Below are 18,801 nucleotides of genomic sequence, written 5' to 3'. Positions count from 1 at the left end.
AAGCTTCTCAAACGAAGTTTCCCCTAAATTTTAAACCGTTTCTCGGACAGTAGTGGTTTAAAATACAATTTTAGGGAAATAGAGGGTCTTGATATAGATGAAGAAAGCTTGATCACTTATAAAGCCCACATCTCATCTGATGAAAAGCACCTCTTTGCCTTGACTAATCCTTACAAAACAAGTACAGATGTAAGACTAATTATTATAGATCCAGAAACCAAAACAGGAAAAAGCATTTCCATGCCTAATATGCTTTCAACTTTAAGGTTTAAGATAGATATGCAGCAAGGGGGAAATTATTTGGGAGTAAAGGAAGCCATTAATTTAAAGATTTTGAACGATAAGCTTTTCATCACTAGCAGTGCAAATTCAGACAGTTATGTGTACGACTATCATAAAGACTCGCTTCATTTATATGAATTTCCTCACCAACTAGTATCTCTAAGAAAATCAGCAGAAGTAAAAAATGAGGTTGAGGATGAAAATGGGTTTTTTTCCGAATGGGCCAAATTCAAATATCAAACAAGCTTTGATAAGTTCTTATGGGATAAGAAGCGACAGCAATATTTCCGATTAGGCTACAATTTAATACCCCAGGAAACGCCTGAATTGGAAAAAGAATCTGAAGTTTTCCTTTTCACCTATGACAAAGACTTAAACCTTCTCGGTGAGACACGATTGGATAATATAGAATCCAGACTGGAATCTCCCTTCTTCAAAGACGGCAAACTCTACTCCTATGTCAACGTGGAGGATGAGCTCGGCTTTGCTGTATTCACATTTAATTTTAAAAAGTAACTATGAAAAAACTATTCGCCATTTCTCTTATCGCCCTACTCTCAGCCTGCGGCGGCAAAGAATCCGAATCCACAGAACAGAAAAATATCCTTGAAAATCTGACCTATTCGGTGGATACGGTGGTGGTGGATGCTGGAGAAGATTTTTTTAATCTAAGTTATGGTATAGCACCAAGACTTTCTCATGACAAAAAGACATTGCTCTTTTTTGAAGGAGATCCTTTAAAACTAGTTCAAGTGGATCTGAACAACTTGAAATTAAACAGCAAAACGGAGTTTCAGCATGAAGGTCCAGATGGAGTGGGGCCTTATATAGTAGATTATCAAGTAGGTCATGAAGGTAATTTGGCCATCAAAAGCTATGTAGGTATTGGAAACTTCAGTACTGAAGGAAAACTTGTGGAAACGCTCAAAATATTTCCAGCAAGCTTACCTCCAGGATTAGAAGATGATTATTTAAAATTGTATGGACCCACAATTTACTCTTCTAAAGCAAACCGCATTTATACACAACCTTCAACTGAGGTCCTAGGGGAACCAGCCTTATTTAGCATTGATCCCGACTCGAAGACCTATCAATCTTTTCCCATTCCAAAAGTTAAATTAGTTACAGATTTTTCCGGTACCTATAGAACAAAATCCAGTCAGGGAACAATGATTCGCTTTCTTGGACCAGAAACTTTTATGGGAATTGAAAACGGACACTTATTTATTTCTGGTGGCGCGATGAGCGGTTTTTATAGCTTGGACACCAATACTGACAGCCTTAGATTCATCGATATTGAGCATCAAATAGCCCCAAACCAATGGGATTTCGAAGTGATGAAGGAGTCCAGCGACGAAAGCAAATTTGAGGAGGACGAAAGAAAGGTAAACGAAGCTCTAAACTATTTGGACATCAAATGGGATGAGACTAGAGAGATGTACCTCCGTTTTGGGAAAAAGACTTTTCTGGGAAAAACCAGAGCAGATCCCAGAAAGTATGAATTATATCTTTTTGCGTACGACAAGGACTTCAATGTATTAGGAGAAACAAAAATTGAAGGATTGGAGAAAGTTCCAAGTTCCTACTTCTGGAAAGACGGCAAACTCTATTCTTATGTCAATGTCGAAGACGAGCTCGGCTTCGCAGTTTTCACCTTTGATTTTTAAGCATTTATGAAAAAACTACTGACAATTCCACTTTTAGCATTACTTGCTTCCTGCGGCGGCAAAGAATCCGAATCCACAGAACAGAAAAATATCCTGGAAAATCTGACTTACTCCGTGGATACCGTGGTAGTAGATGCTGGAGATGACTTTCTCAGCTTAGGTTTTAGATTAGGAGCTTTTGATCTGTCGCCAGACAAAAAGGAGCTACTTTTTTTCCAAAACAAGCCCCTTTCACTCGTGACCGTCAGCTTGGATGAGCTGAAAGTTCTCAGCATAACTGAGTTTGAGACAGAAGGGCCAAACAGTGTAGGCTCATTTATTGGTAACCTAGAGGCAGGGCCATCACCCGATGTTTTTATCAAGGGTTTCAATGGTCAGGGAATTTTCACTGCAAAAGGTGAAATGATTGAAAATCTCAAGATTTTTCCAGAGGGGCTTGATCAAAAATACACCAATGACTTCATGAAGATTTATGGTAATTCTATCTATGATTTCCAGAGCGAAAAATTTTACACTCAACCGTACGGCGAAATTATAAAAGACAATGAACTCTGGGTGATTGATCCTGCTAGCAAAACCTACACATCTTATCCTCTGCCTAAGATGAAAAGCGTAGGAGATTTAGCTATCACTTTTACCCAAAAGACTGCGGATGGTACGATGTCATCCTACTATGGACCTTCTGCTTACATGGAAATTCAAAATGACCAAGTGCTGATCTCGGGAGGGACGATGAGTGGAGTTTATAGACTGAGCAGCCAAGCGGATAGTATAGAATTCATAGACATCAAGCATATCACCGTACCAAACGAGTGGAATATCACCGTTCAGAAAGTATCAAGTGACGAAGCTAGTTTCAAGGAAGACCGGAGAAAAATTGCTGAGCAATTGAATTTCATGGATTTCAAATGGGATGATACTAGAGAAATGTACATCCGATTTGGGAAAAAGACATTTTTGGGAGAAAACAGAGGTGATCCCAGCAGCTATGAATTATACCTTTTTGCTTACGACAAAGATTTCAATGTATTAGGAGAAACCAAAATTGCCGGATTGGAGACAATCCCAAGTTCTTACTTCTTCAAGGACGGCAAGCTCTACTCCTATGTCAATGTCGAAGATGAATTGGGATTTGCTGTATTCACTTTTGAGTTTTAACTGACTTTGAGAAAGCTAAACCCATTTCTTCTTTTTATTGCTTTTGTTTCTTGCAATGAAAAAGATAGTTCCAAAAATTCTGAATCTGGAAATATCCTAGAGAATCTGACTTACTCCGTGGATACGATAGTCATGGATTCTGGTGAGGAGCTATTTAATCTTTCGGGAATGATTCATATGGCGTCTCAGCTTCCGAATTTGGTATATCTATTTGATGAAAAGCAATCTAAAATTCAAAAAATCGATCTTGACAAAAGAGCCCTCGTGTCCACGTTTCAATTTGAAAAAGAAGGGCCAAATGGAACAGGAACTTACCTCTCCAACTTTCAGTCTCTAAGTCAGGATCGTTTTCTCATCGTCTCAGATGAAGCTCAAGGAATTTTCAATGCAGAGGGAAATAAGGAATTGGATTTGAGATTATCCAATTTTTCTGATCCAGAGACTGAAGCTGAACAGGGAATTCAGCTACCCTTTGAAATGCAAATATCTGGTAATGGCAATTTTGCTTATGCTATAGTGGGCGATTTCTTTGAAGGAAATTGGAATTTTGTACGAATTAATCTGCAAAGCAAATCCTTAAAAACCTGGGATATGCCTGAGCTTCTAAATTCAAAAAAGTTTACAATTATGCTCAAAGGAAGTGATTCTTTTGACTTGAGAGCTGAAGACATTCACCTCAATAAACTGAATGAAAAGATAGCCGTCACTGCAGGCAATACGAGCTCGGTCTACAAGTATGATCCAGCATCTGACAGTTTGTATTCAGTAGGATTTCCACACGAACTGACTGCTAAAGAAAAGACCGGCACCTACCCGCTGGAAGTAACTTCCAAAAAGGAATACAGTGAAATAGTTTCAGAGATTAGGTCGGAGATCACATACGATACATTTATCTGGGATAGCAGTAGAGAGAAGTTTTTCCGATTGGGGAATAAGAGAATCAGAGATTCCAAAAAGTCAGAGGTCTTCCTCTATGCTTATGATAGTGAGCTAAACTTAATCGGTGAGCAAAAGATAGAGGGATTAGAACGGCCCCCATCACATTATTTCTTCAAAGACGGCAAACTCTACTCCTACGTCAATGTCGAAGACGAATTGGGATTTGCTGTATTCACTTTTGATTTCTAATAAACTATGAAAAAACTCTTACCATTTTTATCTCTAATTATTCTTGCATCCTGCGGTGAAAAAGACAGCGCAGAATCCACCAACTCATCCAATCTTGACTTCACGGTAGAAATAGACACTGTGCAGGTAGATCCCGGAGCTGATCATTTTATTTATTTGGCTAAGTTTTTACGTTCATCTTCCCTCAGCTCAGATAAGAAAACACTCTATAATTTCAACCCAACCGTTCCCGAATTGGAAGTTATTGACCTAGATGAGTTAATACTCAAGGAGGTGATAAAGCTGGAAAATGAAGGCCCAACAGGAATTAACGCTGCGAATTCATATATACCAATGGTTCATGTCTCTGACTCCGGCGAACTCTTCCTGAATAATTGGTCTCACATGATTAAACTCAATGCAGCGAAGGATAAGAAAAGTAGGTATTGGTTTTCATCAGACTCATTGAAAGGAGAATCATTGTCAGAGGTTGAAAAGATATACACTGAGGGATTTATGTCAGATGATGGGAAATTCTACTTTAGCAACTATGGAAAGCAGGATAATAGCCACAAAAATGGTCTCGCCATAGTGAATCTCAATTCCAAGGAACTAAAAAAAGTGCCACTGGATATTTTTGAAAAAATCGAACAATTTGAAATTGTATTTAGACCTAATGAGGATTCTAAAACGTCTGTCTCAGAGACAGTTTTTTACCTCCCATTTGAGGACAAAATTCTTATTTCAACTACAGCATATAATGAAATCTATCAAGTAAGCATTTCTGATGGCAGCGTAGAAAAAAAATCATTTCACTCTGAACTTACCGACGATGCCAAGCAAGGTAATTTTCAGAAAACTGCTGGTTCTGATAAAGAGCTAATGGATCTCGCAATGGAAAAAGTAAAAGAGATTCATTTCCTCAAGTTTCATTACGATGATCAAAATGAGAAATTCTGGAGATTTAGTACTTCACTCGATCGCATGATTGGCGATTCAGCCACCTACGATATTGTGCTTACAATTTTTGACAAGGATCTCGCCCAGCTGCACGAGGAAAAGGTGGAGTTTTCTGAAAAGGGTTCACTTACTTTCTTCAAAGACGGTGCTCTTTATTCTTACATCAACCTGGAAGACGAGCTTGGTTTTGTCAGAATCAAACCTACCTATGAATAAACTTAGACTACTTACCCCGATTATTCTGGCAGTTTTAGCCAGTTGCGGTGCAGAAAATAGTGTTGAAAACACTCAGGTTGACTCCATCAGTTTTTCCTATGAAATAGACACAGTGATGATCGATGCCAAGGATGAGTTCTTGTTTCTGAATATGGATATATACTTTTCGGATTATTCAGCTAAAGAGAGACTTTTATACAATATTAACCCTCAATCCGGTAGAGTAGAAATTATTAATTTGGAAAATAACAGCTTGGAAAAGCTTGTTCAGTATGAGCTTGAAGGACCTAATGGTATTTTAGAAATGGCAATGACGGGTTTGAAAAAGGCTTCTACCGGTGATTTTTTCTTCATGAATTATTATTTGTTAAACCAGCTGGACTCTTCGGATACTAAGACTGCCTCTTACAGATTGACAAATGAATTTCTGCACGGAGATGAGCTGGCAGAAAGTGAAGAAATAGACGGCATGGGGCAGATAGATTCGAATGGAAATTACTTCTCAAGCTTTTATGGAAACTATCAAGAAAAAGGTGGAATACGCGGAATAGCCAAAATCACTTTTTCTGACAGCACGCTTCAACTTATTCCACTGAATTTTTGGGCTGATATGGACAAGTATACGATCAAAATGGATGTGGGAGATGGCAGAGCTGTCTCTTCTCCTGAGCGTAAGTTTCTAACACTAGATGACCAAAACTTTATCGTCTCTACCACGGCCAAAAATTCTCTTTGGTACTATGATGCTGCCAAGGACAGCATTTTTTATAAGGAATATTCAAGTGTGTTTACTCAAAATGAGAAAGTGGTCAATTACCCGATAGATGCCAATTCTCAGGATGCTTTTAATGAAGCAAGCAAACTAAAAAATGATCAAGTAGTTTTTGGTCCTTTGGTGAAGGATGAGGATTCTGGCAGATTCTATCGCTACAGCCGGGAGAAAGATGATAGTGAAAATAATTATGCCTACGTTCTCACGATTTTTGATGAAGAACTGAATCAGCTTCATGAGGTAAAAATGCGTGAAGAGGTGACTATTCCAGGATACTATTTTGCAGCCAAAACTTTTGTCCACGATGGAATGCTTTACACCTTTCTCAATATGGAGGACGAAATGGCTTTTGTGAGGCTCAAACCAAATTTTAAAGATGAATAGGGTTATACTTTTACTGATACTCCTTGCTTCTGCAAGCTGCTCTTCAGAAAAAAAAGCTGATGGGGAAAACAAGAATTTCCAGTTTTCTTATGAGCTGGACACAGTTTACATCGACTCTAAAGGGGAATTTTTGTTTTTGAACAGAGGATTGGCTGGTTCCACCCTCACCAATGAAGACAAGCTCTACACATTCAACCATCCTAAATACCGAATAGATATTATAGACTTGGATACAAGAGAGTTGATCGATACTATCAAGTTTGAGAAAGAAGGGCCCACAGGTATAGGAACCTTCGGGGTAGACATGATCAATATAACCGATTCAGGTGAATTGTTCTTTTCCTCCTTCACAGGTCTGAGACATATAGATGCAAATGGGATTCTGAAAAGATCCTTGAATTGGGATGGTGATGAGCGTATCCAAGAGCAATTGGGAACGGGTGAGCTGATTAGTTTTGATGGAATCATTTCATCTGACGGCTCTAAATTCTATGGCACCTATTCCGGTAAAGGCAGGGGAGGATCCAGCATGGCAGATGGGTTGGCAATTATAGATTTGAATACATTCGAATTGAAATTAATCGAAGTTCCCAAACTGGCTGCGCTGGAGGAATTTACCATAACAGCGGAAATAGCCGATATGATGCCAATGACTAAAGGGGACAATTTCAGCCTTTTGCTAAACGATTCTAAAATTGTCATCTCTCAGAATTCAATCAATGGTGTATCTGTGTACGACGTGGAGAAGGACAGTCTGCTAACCTACGACTTTCAAACTGATCTTTTGCCTGACCAAAAGCCGGGGAAATTTGAAAGAAAAGTAGCCACCATGGAGGGATATGAAGAGTCCGCAAGAGCTCGGGCCAAAGAGCCTGATTTTGGAAAATTCATGTATGACTTCGAACGTCAATTGTATTACAGGATCAGTTTTCTCGATCAAAAAGGTATTCTTTCCATTTTCGATACAGACTTTAATCTGATCCATGAAGAAGCAGGCCTAGGAGATTATCATGGATTCAAATTCATCCGGGACGGTAAAATCTACCGCTTCATCAATAGCAATGACGAAATGGCTTTTGAAGTCTTAACACCAAAAATTAACTATGAATAAATTCAACTGTTTAATTCTCGCAATCTTAGTCGCCAGCTGCTCTTCGGAGAAAAAATCAGGTGATTCAGAAGCTGTTCCTTTTAATTTTTCCTACACCATAGATACTCTCATGGTGGATTCCGGGGATAGTTTTTTATTCCTGCAGCAAAACCTCGCTTCATCAGACCTTAGTCCAGATGGCAAGTATTTGCTCAATTTCAATGCGAAAACAATCGAAATGGAGATCGTTGATCTGGATGAGTTGAAGCTTTCTGAAGTTGTTCCATTGGAACAGGAAGGTCCGAATGGGATTGGGACAACTCCCTATTTCGGTGACTACAAAGCTCTATCAAAGGATGAGTTTATGTTTGCTGCACAAAACAGGGTAATTAAACTAGACTTACCTACTAACACAGCGACCTATTATTCTTTTAAAAGAGAAGATTTGGATGCGGAAGCTCTGGCTCCAAATGAAACACTCAAATCTAGAGGTCTCCTTTGCGCTGATGGTGCGATATTTTATTGCTGGTATGGTCTTGATGAGAAACCTTTCGATAACGAAGGCTTAGTTAAAATTGATTTGGTAAGCTCAGAAGTGAATGTGATTCCGATTCCACAGCTGGAGAAGCTAGAGCAATTTGCAATAGAAATTGAGATGAATGATGAAACCAAAATGGCTGGAAAATTCGGCGAGTCCGTCGAGCTTCTGGAACTAGAAGACAGGATCGTTATCCTACCATCAGCTATCAATGAGCTCTGGGTACTCGATAAGTCAACATTGGAAATAACTGTAAAATCCTATGAGTCTAACTTGATTTCAAATAGTAAAAAGGGGAATTATCCCAGAAAAGTTGATTCGAGACAGGCCATGCAGGAGGCGATGAAGGAAAGAAGTAAAGAGGTCAGCTTTTTCAGTTTAATGCATGATCCAAAACGAGACATGATTTGGAGGATTTCTGCTGAATTTGACCACATGAAAGAGGAGACAGTGGTGAAGAATTATTTCTTTACATTCTTTGACATGGATCTCAATCAGCTAGGTGAATTCCAGTTGGAAGATTGGGAGATGACAGGTATGCCATTTATCAAGGACGGAGATTACTATCAATTCATCAACATCGAGGACGAAATGGCTTTTATAAGACTTCAACCAACTTTTGACTAATGAAAAACTACAGTTGTTTAGTGTTAGCCTTGGCTTTCGCCAGCTGTTCTTCTGAGAAGAAGTCCGATAGTAGGGAAGATGCAGCCTTTGATTTCAGCTACGCAGTAGACACGGTGATGATAGATGCAGGAGATCACTTTTTTTTCCTCAACTGGGGGTTGAGTTTGTCGGATGTTTCCGAAGATCGAAAACTACTCTATAATCTAAATCCCGAAACCTATCTACTGGAGATTGTGGACTTGGACAATCTCAAATTAAAGAAGACAGTCCAATTGGAAAAAGAAGGTCCTGATGGAATTGGGCTCCCTTATTATGGAAAAATTCAGGTATTGGAAAATGGTAACATCGCTTTGTTTGGGCAGTATAAAATCCACATCGTCTCTGAGCAAGGGAAACTGGTCAATACCATTGAATTTGATCAAATCAAAATTCAAAATAATGATCAAAAAGAGGAAGAGAAAATTGGCTGGACCAGCGTACTTTCTGATGACGGCAAATTACTCGCGAGCACTTTAGTCAACTTTGATTACAAAACTCCAGCAGCAGGAATTGTTGTGATTGATTTAGCTTCAGGCTTGAATAAATATGTTTCAATGGACTTATTTGAAGAACTAAAGCAATTTGAAATCATGCATCAAGAAGGCAATGCCCCGGGTATTAGTATTGGCGAATATTCATACTTGAGTTTCATTGATCATAATCTGGTCATCTCATCTTCGGCGTACAACGAAGTGTATACTTATGATGTCAACATGGACAGCCTTGATCACTTCAGTTTTAGCGCAAGCCTTACAGCCAACGAAAAAAAAGCAAATTACTCTAATGAGGTACACTCAAATAAAGAATGGGCGGATGCTGAGAAAGCAAAAAACGAACAAGTTTCTTTTGATGAATTTTTGAAATTACCTGAGCAAAATATTTTCTGGAGACTGAGTACAGACAAAGACCGCATGATTGCGGATTCTGTTGTTTTCAAGCAGGTAGTCACCTTTTTTGATGCTGATTTTAAGATGCTCAAAGAGCAAGAACTTGAAGAGTTTTATAATTTCAGAAAACCATTCTTTAAGGACGGGATGCTTTATAACTTTATCAATATCAATGACGAAATGGGATTTGTGAGGTTAAAATCGATTTTTGATAAGGAATAAATCGTCACAATCGGATGAAAATATCGGATAAGTTGGTGTTTTGGAATTTTGACCTTACTTTTTAGCACATGAAGCTATGCTACCTTATAGGTCTTTTTCTTCTTGCCTCCTGCGGTCAGCAACCTGTAGAAGTGCAGCTTCCTGTAGCCAATGTTTTTCCAGATTTTAATTATGTCCTAGACACAGTTTTCATAGACGCAGGCGAGGAGAAGATTTACCTGGATATGGAACTGAATATGTCTGATTATTCGCTGAATGAAGGCAGGCTTTACAATTTGACTCCAGAATCTGGACGTGTGGAAGTCATTGATCTGGAAAACCATAAGCTAGACAGCATAATCAATTATAAGATCAATGGACCTAACAGCGTAAAGCAATATTTTCCATTCGGGATTAAAAAGACACTTTTGGGAGACACGTTTTTCAAAGAATACCATGTGATTCATAAAGTGAATTCGGCGGGCAAGAAGACAGATTCCTATGAACTGATCAACAGAGAGCTTTCTGGAGATCGCTTGCCTTTTGATACGGAAATCGACGGATTGGGAGAAATCTCTCCAGACGGGTCGTTTTTGGCGAGCTTTTATGGGAATTTCAAAATTGGAGGAAGTGTGCTGGGAATTGCGAAAGTGAACCTCAAGGATAAGTCCTTAAAATTAATTCCCATTGACTTTTGGGATGAATTGAAGGAATATACAGTCACAGTGGATTATGATATTGGCAAGAGAAATAGCTCTCCGGAATTAAAATTCTTGCTGTTGAATGGGCCGGATATCATACTTTCCACATCTGCGAGTAACGAGCTCTGGTACTACGATGCGGAGAGTGATTCGGTGATTCACAGGGAATTTCATAGTCGGATTACCTCTGACAAGAAATCGGGGAAATACCGCAAAGACATTAAGGATCAGCCATTATATATGTACTGGGTCAAGCGTAAAAATGATGAGGTCGTATTTGGTCCCCTGGTCAAAGATCACCAAGCGCACTTATTCTACCGATATAGCCGTGAGTTGGACAAAAGCAATCCTACTAAGCCAAAGTATGTATTTGTACTGACTGTTTTTGATGAAAAACTTGATCAAATTCACGAGCAAAGGCTTCAAAACAGCATTCCTATAATCGGTAAATACTTCGAAGGCAAGACCTTTGTGCATAAGGGATCGATCTATTCCTACTTGAAAAAAGCAGATGAGCTGGCTTTCATCCGACTAAAGCCAAGCTTCGAAAATGACTAAAGCTTCTCCTCTTCGCTGATGTTCGTGTGACACGAACCGAGGCTAAATCAAAGACCAATTAGCGAAACCTCAGAAGTAAAGTAAAAACCTGAATCTCCTATTTAACGAATGACAAAATACTTACCTCTTTTCATCATTCTTTCAATTGTTGGCTGTGCTGGCAAAAGCCAGAAAAGTGCTCAGTTAAAAGAGTTTGCATTTTCTTTTAGTATAGACACCGTGAGCATTGATCCAGGGGAACATTTGTTTTTTTTAGGACATGGATTGCCCAAAGCAAAGCTGTCACCAGACGAGCGCTACCTATATTATTTCGATGACTATAATACTACATTCGACAAGGTGGATTTGGTAGAAAATAAATATGCTGGGACAATTCCACTAAACAAGGAAGGTCCAAAAGGAATTGGCTCAACGTTCGATTACGCTATCAATCCTGACGGCACTTTCTTAGTATTAACAGGAAAAAGCTTACTTCATTTAGGTGAAAAGGGTGATTTACTTACTTCAGCACCGATAGTGGATAGTTTATTTGAAATCGATAGAGAAAAGCATTTTTTTAGATATGCGAATATATCCTCAGATCAACGATACTTTTTTGGGATAACTTCAGCTAACAATCAAGAACGATACCTTGCATGGATAGACAGAAAGGATTCTATTTATCACGAAGTAAGAGCTGATAGCATGGCCTACACTGAAAGTCTAAGAATTAATTTCGGGGGACTATCGATTTCAGGTATAAAAGAAGTCAAATACTTCAACAATAAATTTTTGCTATTCCACGATGAGGGAATTGATATCTACAGTCTAGATCCAACAGATGGGAATTGGGAATTCCATGACAATAATCCTAAGCTGATAGAAAAGCGAAAGTCTGGAAACTATTCTAAATCAGGGGAAATAGAAGATGCAGCTAAGATTCTAGCACAAAAAAATTTAGAAGTCAATTACCAACCCTTGGTTTATGATGTCAAAAACAATAGGTACTATCGAGTGGCAAGTAAGAAAAGGGAAAACCAAGCTAGGGGTACTGTTTCTGATCAATTCCTACTTATTTTTTCAGAAGACTTTAAATTGATTCATGAAGTAGATTTTTCTGATTTCCCTATTGCTCTTGGGAGATATTTTATACGAGAAGGGAAATTCTGGATGAGAAATAATGACACAGAAGAACTGGAGTTTTTCGTGTTTGATTTTGAGTTGAAATAATTTCAATAGAATAATGATTGCGCTCTTTGCGTAAACTCCTCCTCCTTCGTGGAAAAAAAATCCTTCAATTTACAATTTCCTGAACCTTCACCTCAGTTGACTGTTTTCTGAATAATGACTCAGCAAAATGATCAGCTTACTCTTTTCCAGCGGATTGAACGACTTCATCCCTTTGAGACCATGCTCTATCTGGGCATGCTAGGTAGTGGACTCATATTTATGTTTCTGACTTTTGCATTTCTGGTCTCTTCCCGAAATCTCCTCTCTGGAATGAACCAAACAGTGCCGGCAGCCTTTGTTGTTTCTACTTTTTTATTAGTAGTGAGTGGGTTTTCGGCTACAACTATACGTATCGCTTATCAGGAAGAAAACACTGAAAAGTTACTCAGCACCCTTAGGAATACGGTATTATTAGGATCCTCCTTTACGATTCTGCAAGTTATCGGTTGGTTTGAGTTGAAAGAAAAAGGCATAGAATTTACAGGGATCCCTAGTGGAAGTTTCCTGTATGTACTCAGCGGAGTTCATATTTTTCACTTGGTCGGAGCAATGATTTTCGCACTTATTCTATACGTCCAACTAGCCAAAAGCAACAAAGATGTCGTGAAAAGGTTAATCCTTCTTACCAACCCATTTGAAAAAATGCGGATTCGCTTGTTTACCTTTTACTGGCATTTTATGGACGGCATTTGGCTGATCCTCTTTCTCTTATTTGTCCTTAGCTTCTAAATAGACATGAAAATCAATATATCTACTAAGGTCAATCAGGACTATTTATCTGTCAAAAACGGATTTGATGAAACTCTCTTCACAGAGCTCAGCCCTCCATTTCCACCCGTCAAGTTGAAGCAATTTGATGGTTCTGAAGTTGGGGACATCGTTTCTTTGGAGTTAAACTTCTTGCTGTTCAAGCAGGATTGGACGAGCGAGATTACCGAAAGTGATACTACTGCCAAAGAATACTTCTTTGTGGATATCGGAGTGGCACTTCCATTTTTCCTAAAAAAGTGGAGACACAAACATCGAATCCTAAATGTAGGTGATCACGCTATCATCAAAGATGAAGTGGAATTCTCCGGGCCTTTTGGCATAGCGACTTTCCTCCTTTATCCGGCTATTTATTTGCAGTTTTTGTATCGCAAGCCGATTTACAGAAAGATATTCTCTTAGATCTCCTGAAGATTTTCGCAGTTTTCTATTTCACAATTCCCATAGAGGACGAGTGAATGACTAGTAATTCCTGATTGAAAGCCTTTGCCAATTATCTCCTTGATCTCATTGATTTTAGGGTCTGAAAACTCTCTGATTTTGCGACACTGATTGCATACATGGTGATCGTGATGCTTGTAGGTGAGTGCTTGTTCATAGAGCGCTACTTTATCTTTGAATTGATGCTTTACGGCCAGCCCACTTTCTACTAGCAAGTCCAAGGTGTTGTATATCGTAGCCCTACTGATGGTATAACCCTTATTTCTCATGCTGAGAAAAAGTCCTTCTACATCCATATGCTCATCTTCTGGAAGAGAATATAATTCGTCAATAACTGAAAATCTTTCAGGTGTTTTCCTGCTTCCCTGCTTCAATAGGAAGTTTTCAAAGATTTTTTTAGCCTTTTCGATAAGGGCTTTATCTGCCATGGGTTTAAAATAAGTTGATTTAAAGATCAGTCATTATCCATTTTATGACAAACCTAGTCGCTGAATCATGGTAATTTGGTTTCAATCTAATTAAAACTAAATAAGAGAATTCCGTAAGGAGTAGTGAAGTAATCGCTAGATTTTGCTGTCTACCCTTCAAAATTTCAAAATTCGGAGTAACTTATTTGAAACATCCAAGTTTCATAATTCTATGCATAAACGCTTACCTCTTTTCTTGGCATTTTTTCTGGCAGCGCAAATTTTGTGTTTAGCTCAGGTGCCTGGATTTTTTATGAAAGAGGAAAAGCGTAAAGTCACCTTACCATTTGTCGCATCGAATAGCCTAATCATAATTCCGGTTTCAGTGAATGGAAATACACCCATAAATTTTCTGGTAGATACAGGGGTACGCTCCAATATTTTATTCAGCAAGATTCTAGGTGATGCATTAGGTCTAGAGTATACTCGAAGAATCAAGTTGGTCGGAGCAGATGGAACCGATGATTTAATGGCTTCTGTCTCACCGATTAATCATTTCGATTTGGGCCCGGTCGAAGGCATTTTCCAGAGTTTGCTGGTTCTGGAGCAGGAATTTTTAGAATTGGAATCCGTGATAGGTGTTCCTATATATGGGATTCTTGGCTATGAGTTTTTCAAATACAACCCTGTTAAAATCAATTATGACGACGGGAAGATAGTTTTCTATGAGCCTAAGGCATTCAAATGGAGACCATTTATGTACAGGAAATTAGACTTGACAATTCTGGACAACAAACCGTATATAAATGCTGAAGTGGAGCAAAAAGATGGCTCAGTCTTAAGCCCTAGACTATTGGTAGATACTGGCGCCAACCATGGATTACTCCTAAACCGCGAAACCTCGGAAAATATTACAATGCCCCCACTTTTTATAGAATCAGCGCTGGGTCAAAGTTTGGGAGGTCTTTTGTATGGATACATAGGAAGGGTGGAGCATCTGAAATTGGCGAACTTCAAATTGGATGACGTTCTTACTTCCTATCCTGAGGAAACTCGATTTAGCTATGTGATCAAGGATTCTGGACGACTTGGGAGTTTGGGAGCAGAGGTTCTTGGGAGAACAAAACTTATTTTTGACTACCCCCGAGAGCGTTTGTGGATACAAAAAGCAGAAAATTTCTATGCGCCTTTTGAATACGACATGAGCGGCATGTCTCTTAAAAAAATCCCCAATGACGATAATAGAATCTATGTCAATGAAATCCGTCCGGGCTCTCCGGCTCATCGGGCAGGAGTCCAGGCCTTTGATGAGATCTTGGAAATAAATAGAGTTCCTACATTCATCTGGGCGCTTAGCGAAATCAACAAATTGCTGAGATCAGAGCCTGGCAAAGAAATCCAGCTGCAGATTCGCCGATACGAGGGTGATGACCTCACCAAATACGAAGATCACTCGTACACCTTTGTTTTGAGGAAGCAGATTTAGTCTTCTTTTGGGTGCGATTAAGATAAAAGCGGTAATTTTGAGTGAAGGATGGATGAAGAACCAAACTTCTTCTACCAAAATACGTGTCTAATCAAGTTATAAAATTCAATCTTTACATATGAAAAAGTTTCTTATTCCTATTGGTATCCTCTTGGTGCTCGGTATTTTCATTTACACCAAAGCCGTAGGAACCTACAATACTTTTGTCCAAACAGAGGAAGTGATCAACGGCCAATGGGCTGAGGTAGAGACTCAATATCAGCGTCGTTCTGACCTGATTCCTAACCTGGTAAATACGGTAAAAGGCTATGCAGATTTCGAGCAGGAAACCTTGACAGCAGTTATCGAAGCAAGAGCTAAAGCAACTTCTATGAATGTGGATGCTTCTAATCTTACTCCTGAAAAACTTGCTGAATTCCAAGGAGCACAGGACAACCTTTCCGGCGCATTGGGAAGATTGCTCGTAAGTGTGGAGCGCTATCCTGAATTAAAGGCAAACCAAAATTTCTTAGAACTTCAGGCTCAGCTGGAAGGCACAGAAAATAGGATTGCTGTCGCCAGACGTAATTTCAATCAGTCCGTTCAGGATTACAATTCAAATCTTCGAACCTTCCCGAACAACATCTTTGCAGGTTGGTACGGGTTTGAGCAGAAAGGTTACTTTGAGGCATCCGCAGGAGCCGAGAATGCACCTTCCGTTCAATTTTAATACAACTCATCATGGCTGAGAAATTATTCTCAACAGCAGATCGGGAAGCGATAGTGAATGCGATCCGATCTGCTGAAGTTTCCACCTCTGGAGAAATTCAAGTTCATATAGAAAGTCGATGCAAAGGCGAGGTACTCGATCGCGCGGTGAAGGTATTTGACACCCTCAAAATGCACCAAACTAAAGATCGAAACGGCGTACTATTCTACTTGGCTGTTGTCGATAAACGCTTTGCCATTCTAGGTGACAAAGGCATCAACGATGTAGTTCCGGAGGATTTCTGGGAAAAAATAAAAGAACACATGACTGGCTTATTCAAGCAAGGTCAATTTACACAAGGTCTGATCGACGGCATCCACATGGCCGGTGAGCAACTTGGAGCGCATTTCCCCTATCAGGGGGATTCAGACATAAACGAACTTCCTGATGAGATTTCTTTTGGATCATAAGATCCTACCTATCACCTTTCTTTACCTTTTGTTCACACTTGGACTTCAGGCGCAGGACTTCCCTCCTGTACCTAACCCACCGAGGTTAGTGACTGACTTCACCAATACACTTGCTGCTTCGGAGCTCGGACAGTTGGAAAGTAAATTAGTCGCTTACAATGATAGCACTTCCACGCAGATAGCCATCGTGATGATGCGATCTGTTGGGCAATACGACATTTCTGATTACGCTTTTCGCCTAGGACAAGCTTGGGGAATTGGCGGAGGAGAAAATGACAATGGGATCTTGATTCTGGCTGCTATGGACGATCGCAAGGTCTTCATTGCTACCGGATACGGAATGGAAGGAGCTGTTCCCGATGCATTGGCAAAGCGAATTGTTGAAAACTTGATCCTTCCCAATTTTCGGAGAGAAGCCTATTATGAAGGTCTCAATGAGGCTACAGATATGATTTTCAAACTCGCCTCAGGAGAATATAAGGCTGAGGATATTGAGTCGACTGGAAATGGCGGTGGAGCAATTTTTATGATTTTATTCCTCATTTTCATTTTTGTAATTCTTCCAATGTTGAAAAATAGAAACGACAATAATAACCATATGGGAGGCAGAGGCGGAGGAGTAGACCTTTGGACTACAATTATGCTTGCTAACATGCTTGGCGGTGGCGGTAGATCTTCCGGCGGCTTTGGCGGCGGTGGAGGATTTGGTGGCGGCGGAGGCGGCGGCTTCGGTGGTTTCGGAGGCGGCGGCTTCGGAGGCGGTGGAGCTGGAGGAAGCTGGTAAGAATAGAAATTGAGATTTTAAAAAACGCTTTGATTAGCGTTTTTTTTTGCTCCAAAAATGGTAGAGCTTCATAGTAGAAAGTGCTTTAGATCATAAAAACACTTACCGAGAGAATAAAATACGTAGAAAAGTAAGTATTTATACGTAATTTTTCATAAGTTTAGCCAATATTCCACAGCAAGATGATTTCAGTTTCTGAAGCTTTAGATTTTATCAAAACTCACGCTAGCCAGCTGCCAAGTGTAAAAAGGCTCCTTAGGGATTCCTATGGCTGCTATTTGGCTGAAGAAATTTTAGCTCCGATCAGTTTACCTTCGTTTCGTCAGTCTGCGATGGATGGCTATGCCTTTCGAAGAGGAGAGATAGAAGAGCTACAAGTAGTCGGTGAGTGCAAGGCGGGAGATGCGACCGATTTTGAGATTCTAGCAGATCAAGCCGTGCGCATTTTCACGGGTGCCCGTGTGCCTGACCAAGCGGATACTGTAATCATGCAAGAGCATGTGGTAGTGAATGGACCTAATATAGCCATTCAAATAATGCCTGAAAAATCCACAAATGTGAGAGAAGTAGGCGAACAAATTCAAGCTGGCGAACAAGTATTGCCAGCTGGGACGAGAATCACCGAATCCATCATTGGTTTTTTGACCAGTTTTGGGATCACAGAGGTTTTAGTCACTAACAAACCCAAAATTACGCTGATCGTTACGGGAAACGAGCTTCAGGAGGCAGGAACTCCTCTCAGGCCTGGAGCCATTTACGAGAGCAATGCGATCATGCTGGAATCTGCACTGAAATCAAGAGGATATGATTCAGTGCAGCTTTTAAAAGTGGTTGATGACCTGGAGGCGACCAAACGAGCCATTAAGTCTGGGCTCGAGAGTGACCTTTTGCTCATCTCAGGAGGGATATCAGTTGGCGATTACGATTTTGTCGAGGAGGCTTTGCAGGCAAATGGAGTTCAGGAAATTTTCTATAAAATCAACCAAAAACCAGGAAAACCACTATGGTTTGGCAAGTCAGATAAAACATTGGTTTTTGCTTTACCAGGGAATCCTGCTTCCTCACTTACTTGCTTTTTGATTTATGCTCTTTCGGCGCTGAAAATCATGTCAGGCGACCCTGATTACGACTTAAACTTCCAGTCTGGAGTGCTCCAGCATCGCACGTATAACAAGTTTGGAAAGACTCTTTTTATACTTGGAACAGAGAAAAATGGGGAATTGGATATTTATCCAAAACAAGCCTCTAGCATGTTGATTTCCTATGCTTTAGGAAATGCGTTGGTACTTGTCCCGGCAGAAAAAGAAATCCTTGAAGCTGGAGAGTCTGTACTTTACTTACCGATAAACAGACATTAGGGA

The 18,801-nt window shown here is 39.8% G+C and carries 19 protein-coding genes; 18 read left to right on the top strand and 1 reads right to left on the bottom strand.

The annotated features are described in order from the left end of the window. The first annotated feature begins 27 nt into the window (after positions 1 to 27). From AACZ87_RS10550 to AACZ87_RS10490, 13 genes are all read left to right on the top strand, one after another. On the top strand, positions 28 to 798 hold the full coding sequence (locus tag AACZ87_RS10550; RefSeq protein WP_339866999.1) for a DUF4221 family protein: 771 nt from the start codon (positions 28 to 30) through the stop codon (positions 796 to 798). A 2-nt stretch (positions 799 to 800) separates the two neighbouring features. Beyond that, positions 801 to 1,949, top strand: coding sequence for a DUF4221 family protein (locus tag AACZ87_RS10545; protein WP_339866992.1), 1,149 nt, complete (start codon positions 801 to 803; stop codon positions 1,947 to 1,949). 6 nt (positions 1,950 to 1,955) lie between these two features. Then, on the top strand, positions 1,956 to 3,107 hold the full coding sequence (locus AACZ87_RS10540) for a DUF4221 family protein (protein ID WP_339866991.1): 1,152 nt from the start codon (positions 1,956 to 1,958) through the stop codon (positions 3,105 to 3,107). Between the two features lie 6 nt (positions 3,108 to 3,113). After that, complete coding sequence (locus AACZ87_RS10535; RefSeq protein ID WP_339866990.1) at positions 3,114 to 4,235, top strand: DUF4221 family protein; 1,122 nt, start codon at positions 3,114 to 3,116, stop codon at positions 4,233 to 4,235. 6 nt (positions 4,236 to 4,241) lie between these two features. Then, positions 4,242 to 5,390, top strand: coding sequence for a DUF4221 family protein (locus tag AACZ87_RS10530; RefSeq protein ID WP_339866989.1), 1,149 nt, complete (start codon positions 4,242 to 4,244; stop codon positions 5,388 to 5,390). Further along, a complete protein-coding gene (locus AACZ87_RS10525; protein WP_339866987.1) occupies positions 5,383 to 6,546 on the top strand; it encodes a DUF4221 family protein in 1,164 nt (387 codons plus the stop codon). The genes AACZ87_RS10530 and AACZ87_RS10525 overlap by 8 nt, the downstream gene beginning before the upstream one ends. Next, positions 6,539 to 7,657: a DUF4221 family protein gene (locus AACZ87_RS10520; protein ID WP_339866985.1), complete on the top strand. Its 1,119-nt coding sequence runs from the start codon at positions 6,539 to 6,541 to the stop codon at positions 7,655 to 7,657. The genes AACZ87_RS10525 and AACZ87_RS10520 overlap by 8 nt, the downstream gene beginning before the upstream one ends. Beyond that, complete coding sequence (locus AACZ87_RS10515; RefSeq protein WP_339866984.1) at positions 7,650 to 8,801, top strand: DUF4221 family protein; 1,152 nt, start codon at positions 7,650 to 7,652, stop codon at positions 8,799 to 8,801. The genes AACZ87_RS10520 and AACZ87_RS10515 overlap by 8 nt, the downstream gene beginning before the upstream one ends. Next, the gene (locus AACZ87_RS10510) at positions 8,801 to 9,949 is read left to right on the top strand and encodes a DUF4221 family protein (RefSeq protein ID WP_339866982.1); all 1,149 of its coding nucleotides are present in this window, start codon (positions 8,801 to 8,803) and stop codon (positions 9,947 to 9,949) included. Before AACZ87_RS10515 ends, AACZ87_RS10510 begins: the two co-directional genes overlap by 1 nt. A gap of 68 nt (positions 9,950 to 10,017) precedes the next feature. Further along, positions 10,018 to 11,187 carry a DUF4221 family protein gene (locus AACZ87_RS10505; protein WP_339866980.1) on the top strand — a complete coding sequence of 390 codons (1,170 nt, stop codon included), beginning with the start codon at positions 10,018 to 10,020 and terminating at the stop codon, positions 11,185 to 11,187. 108 nt (positions 11,188 to 11,295) lie between these two features. Next, positions 11,296 to 12,396 carry a DUF4221 family protein gene (locus AACZ87_RS10500; RefSeq protein WP_339866978.1) on the top strand — a complete coding sequence of 367 codons (1,101 nt, stop codon included), beginning with the start codon at positions 11,296 to 11,298 and terminating at the stop codon, positions 12,394 to 12,396. Between the two features lie 114 nt (positions 12,397 to 12,510). Next, entirely contained in the window at positions 12,511 to 13,125 is a 615-nt protein-coding gene (locus AACZ87_RS10495; protein WP_339866976.1) for a cytochrome c oxidase subunit 3, read from the top strand. Between the two features lie 6 nt (positions 13,126 to 13,131). Further along, a complete protein-coding gene (locus AACZ87_RS10490) occupies positions 13,132 to 13,566 on the top strand; it encodes a hypothetical protein (RefSeq protein ID WP_339866974.1) in 435 nt (144 codons plus the stop codon). Here AACZ87_RS10490 and AACZ87_RS10485 read toward each other — a convergent pair. Then, positions 13,563 to 14,033 carry a transcriptional repressor gene (locus AACZ87_RS10485; protein WP_339866973.1) on the bottom strand — a complete coding sequence of 157 codons (471 nt, stop codon included), beginning with the start codon at positions 14,031 to 14,033 and terminating at the stop codon, positions 13,563 to 13,565. The genes AACZ87_RS10490 and AACZ87_RS10485 overlap by 4 nt on opposite strands. Before the next feature lie 211 nt (positions 14,034 to 14,244). Between AACZ87_RS10485 and AACZ87_RS10480 the strand changes: the two genes are divergently transcribed. The 5 genes from AACZ87_RS10480 to glp all read left to right on the top strand — a co-directional run bounded on the left by AACZ87_RS10480 (position 14,245) and on the right by glp (position 18,798). Next, a complete protein-coding gene (locus AACZ87_RS10480; RefSeq protein ID WP_339866972.1) occupies positions 14,245 to 15,498 on the top strand; it encodes an aspartyl protease family protein in 1,254 nt (417 codons plus the stop codon). Positions 15,499 to 15,616: 118 nt separating this feature from the next. Then, entirely contained in the window at positions 15,617 to 16,207 is a 591-nt protein-coding gene (locus AACZ87_RS10475; RefSeq protein ID WP_339866971.1) for a LemA family protein, read from the top strand. Positions 16,208 to 16,218: 11 nt separating this feature from the next. Continuing rightward, positions 16,219 to 16,656: a TPM domain-containing protein gene (locus AACZ87_RS10470; protein ID WP_339866970.1), complete on the top strand. Its 438-nt coding sequence runs from the start codon at positions 16,219 to 16,221 to the stop codon at positions 16,654 to 16,656. Then, a complete protein-coding gene (locus AACZ87_RS10465; protein ID WP_339866969.1) occupies positions 16,634 to 17,440 on the top strand; it encodes a TPM domain-containing protein in 807 nt (268 codons plus the stop codon). Before AACZ87_RS10470 ends, AACZ87_RS10465 begins: the two co-directional genes overlap by 23 nt. 182 nt (positions 17,441 to 17,622) lie before the next feature. Further along, positions 17,623 to 18,798 (top strand): gephyrin-like molybdotransferase Glp, encoded by a 1,176-nt coding sequence (gene glp, locus AACZ87_RS10460; RefSeq protein WP_339866968.1) that lies wholly within the window; start codon positions 17,623 to 17,625, stop codon positions 18,796 to 18,798. Positions 18,799 to 18,801: the final 3 nt, after the last annotated feature.

The sequence above is a fragment of the uncultured Algoriphagus sp. genome (assembly GCF_963974365.1).
Taxonomy (GTDB): domain Bacteria; phylum Bacteroidota; class Bacteroidia; order Cytophagales; family Cyclobacteriaceae; genus Algoriphagus.
Note: the sequence above shows the minus strand (reverse complement) of the source record. Positions and strands in the feature narration are given on the sequence as shown.

Excerpts from the sequence above, each read along its gene's own strand:
- AACZ87_RS10500 (WP_339866978.1), top strand. The coding sequence starts at position 11,296 with ATGACAAAATACTTACCTCTTTTCATCATTCTTTCAATTGTTGGCTGT.
- glp (WP_339866968.1), top strand. The coding sequence starts at position 17,623 with ATGATTTCAGTTTCTGAAGCTTTAGATTTTATCAAAACTCACGCTAGC.
- AACZ87_RS10495 (WP_339866976.1), top strand. The coding sequence starts at position 12,511 with ATGACTCAGCAAAATGATCAGCTTACTCTTTTCCAGCGGATTGAACGA.
- AACZ87_RS10510 (WP_339866982.1), top strand. The coding sequence starts at position 8,801 with ATGAAAAACTACAGTTGTTTAGTGTTAGCCTTGGCTTTCGCCAGCTGT.
- AACZ87_RS10515 (WP_339866984.1), top strand. The coding sequence starts at position 7,650 with ATGAATAAATTCAACTGTTTAATTCTCGCAATCTTAGTCGCCAGCTGC.
- AACZ87_RS10545 (WP_339866992.1), top strand. The coding sequence starts at position 801 with ATGAAAAAACTATTCGCCATTTCTCTTATCGCCCTACTCTCAGCCTGC.
- AACZ87_RS10480 (WP_339866972.1), top strand. The coding sequence starts at position 14,245 with ATGCATAAACGCTTACCTCTTTTCTTGGCATTTTTTCTGGCAGCGCAA.
- AACZ87_RS10470 (WP_339866970.1), top strand. The coding sequence starts at position 16,219 with ATGGCTGAGAAATTATTCTCAACAGCAGATCGGGAAGCGATAGTGAAT.
- AACZ87_RS10540 (WP_339866991.1), top strand. The coding sequence starts at position 1,956 with ATGAAAAAACTACTGACAATTCCACTTTTAGCATTACTTGCTTCCTGC.
- AACZ87_RS10485 (WP_339866973.1), bottom strand. The coding sequence starts at position 14,033 with ATGGCAGATAAAGCCCTTATCGAAAAGGCTAAAAAAATCTTTGAAAAC.
- AACZ87_RS10520 (WP_339866985.1), top strand. The coding sequence starts at position 6,539 with ATGAATAGGGTTATACTTTTACTGATACTCCTTGCTTCTGCAAGCTGC.
- AACZ87_RS10530 (WP_339866989.1), top strand. The coding sequence starts at position 4,242 with ATGAAAAAACTCTTACCATTTTTATCTCTAATTATTCTTGCATCCTGC.
- AACZ87_RS10465 (WP_339866969.1), top strand. The coding sequence starts at position 16,634 with ATGAGATTTCTTTTGGATCATAAGATCCTACCTATCACCTTTCTTTAC.
- AACZ87_RS10525 (WP_339866987.1), top strand. The coding sequence starts at position 5,383 with ATGAATAAACTTAGACTACTTACCCCGATTATTCTGGCAGTTTTAGCC.
- AACZ87_RS10505 (WP_339866980.1), top strand. The coding sequence starts at position 10,018 with ATGAAGCTATGCTACCTTATAGGTCTTTTTCTTCTTGCCTCCTGCGGT.
- AACZ87_RS10490 (WP_339866974.1), top strand. The coding sequence starts at position 13,132 with ATGAAAATCAATATATCTACTAAGGTCAATCAGGACTATTTATCTGTC.
- AACZ87_RS10475 (WP_339866971.1), top strand. The coding sequence starts at position 15,617 with ATGAAAAAGTTTCTTATTCCTATTGGTATCCTCTTGGTGCTCGGTATT.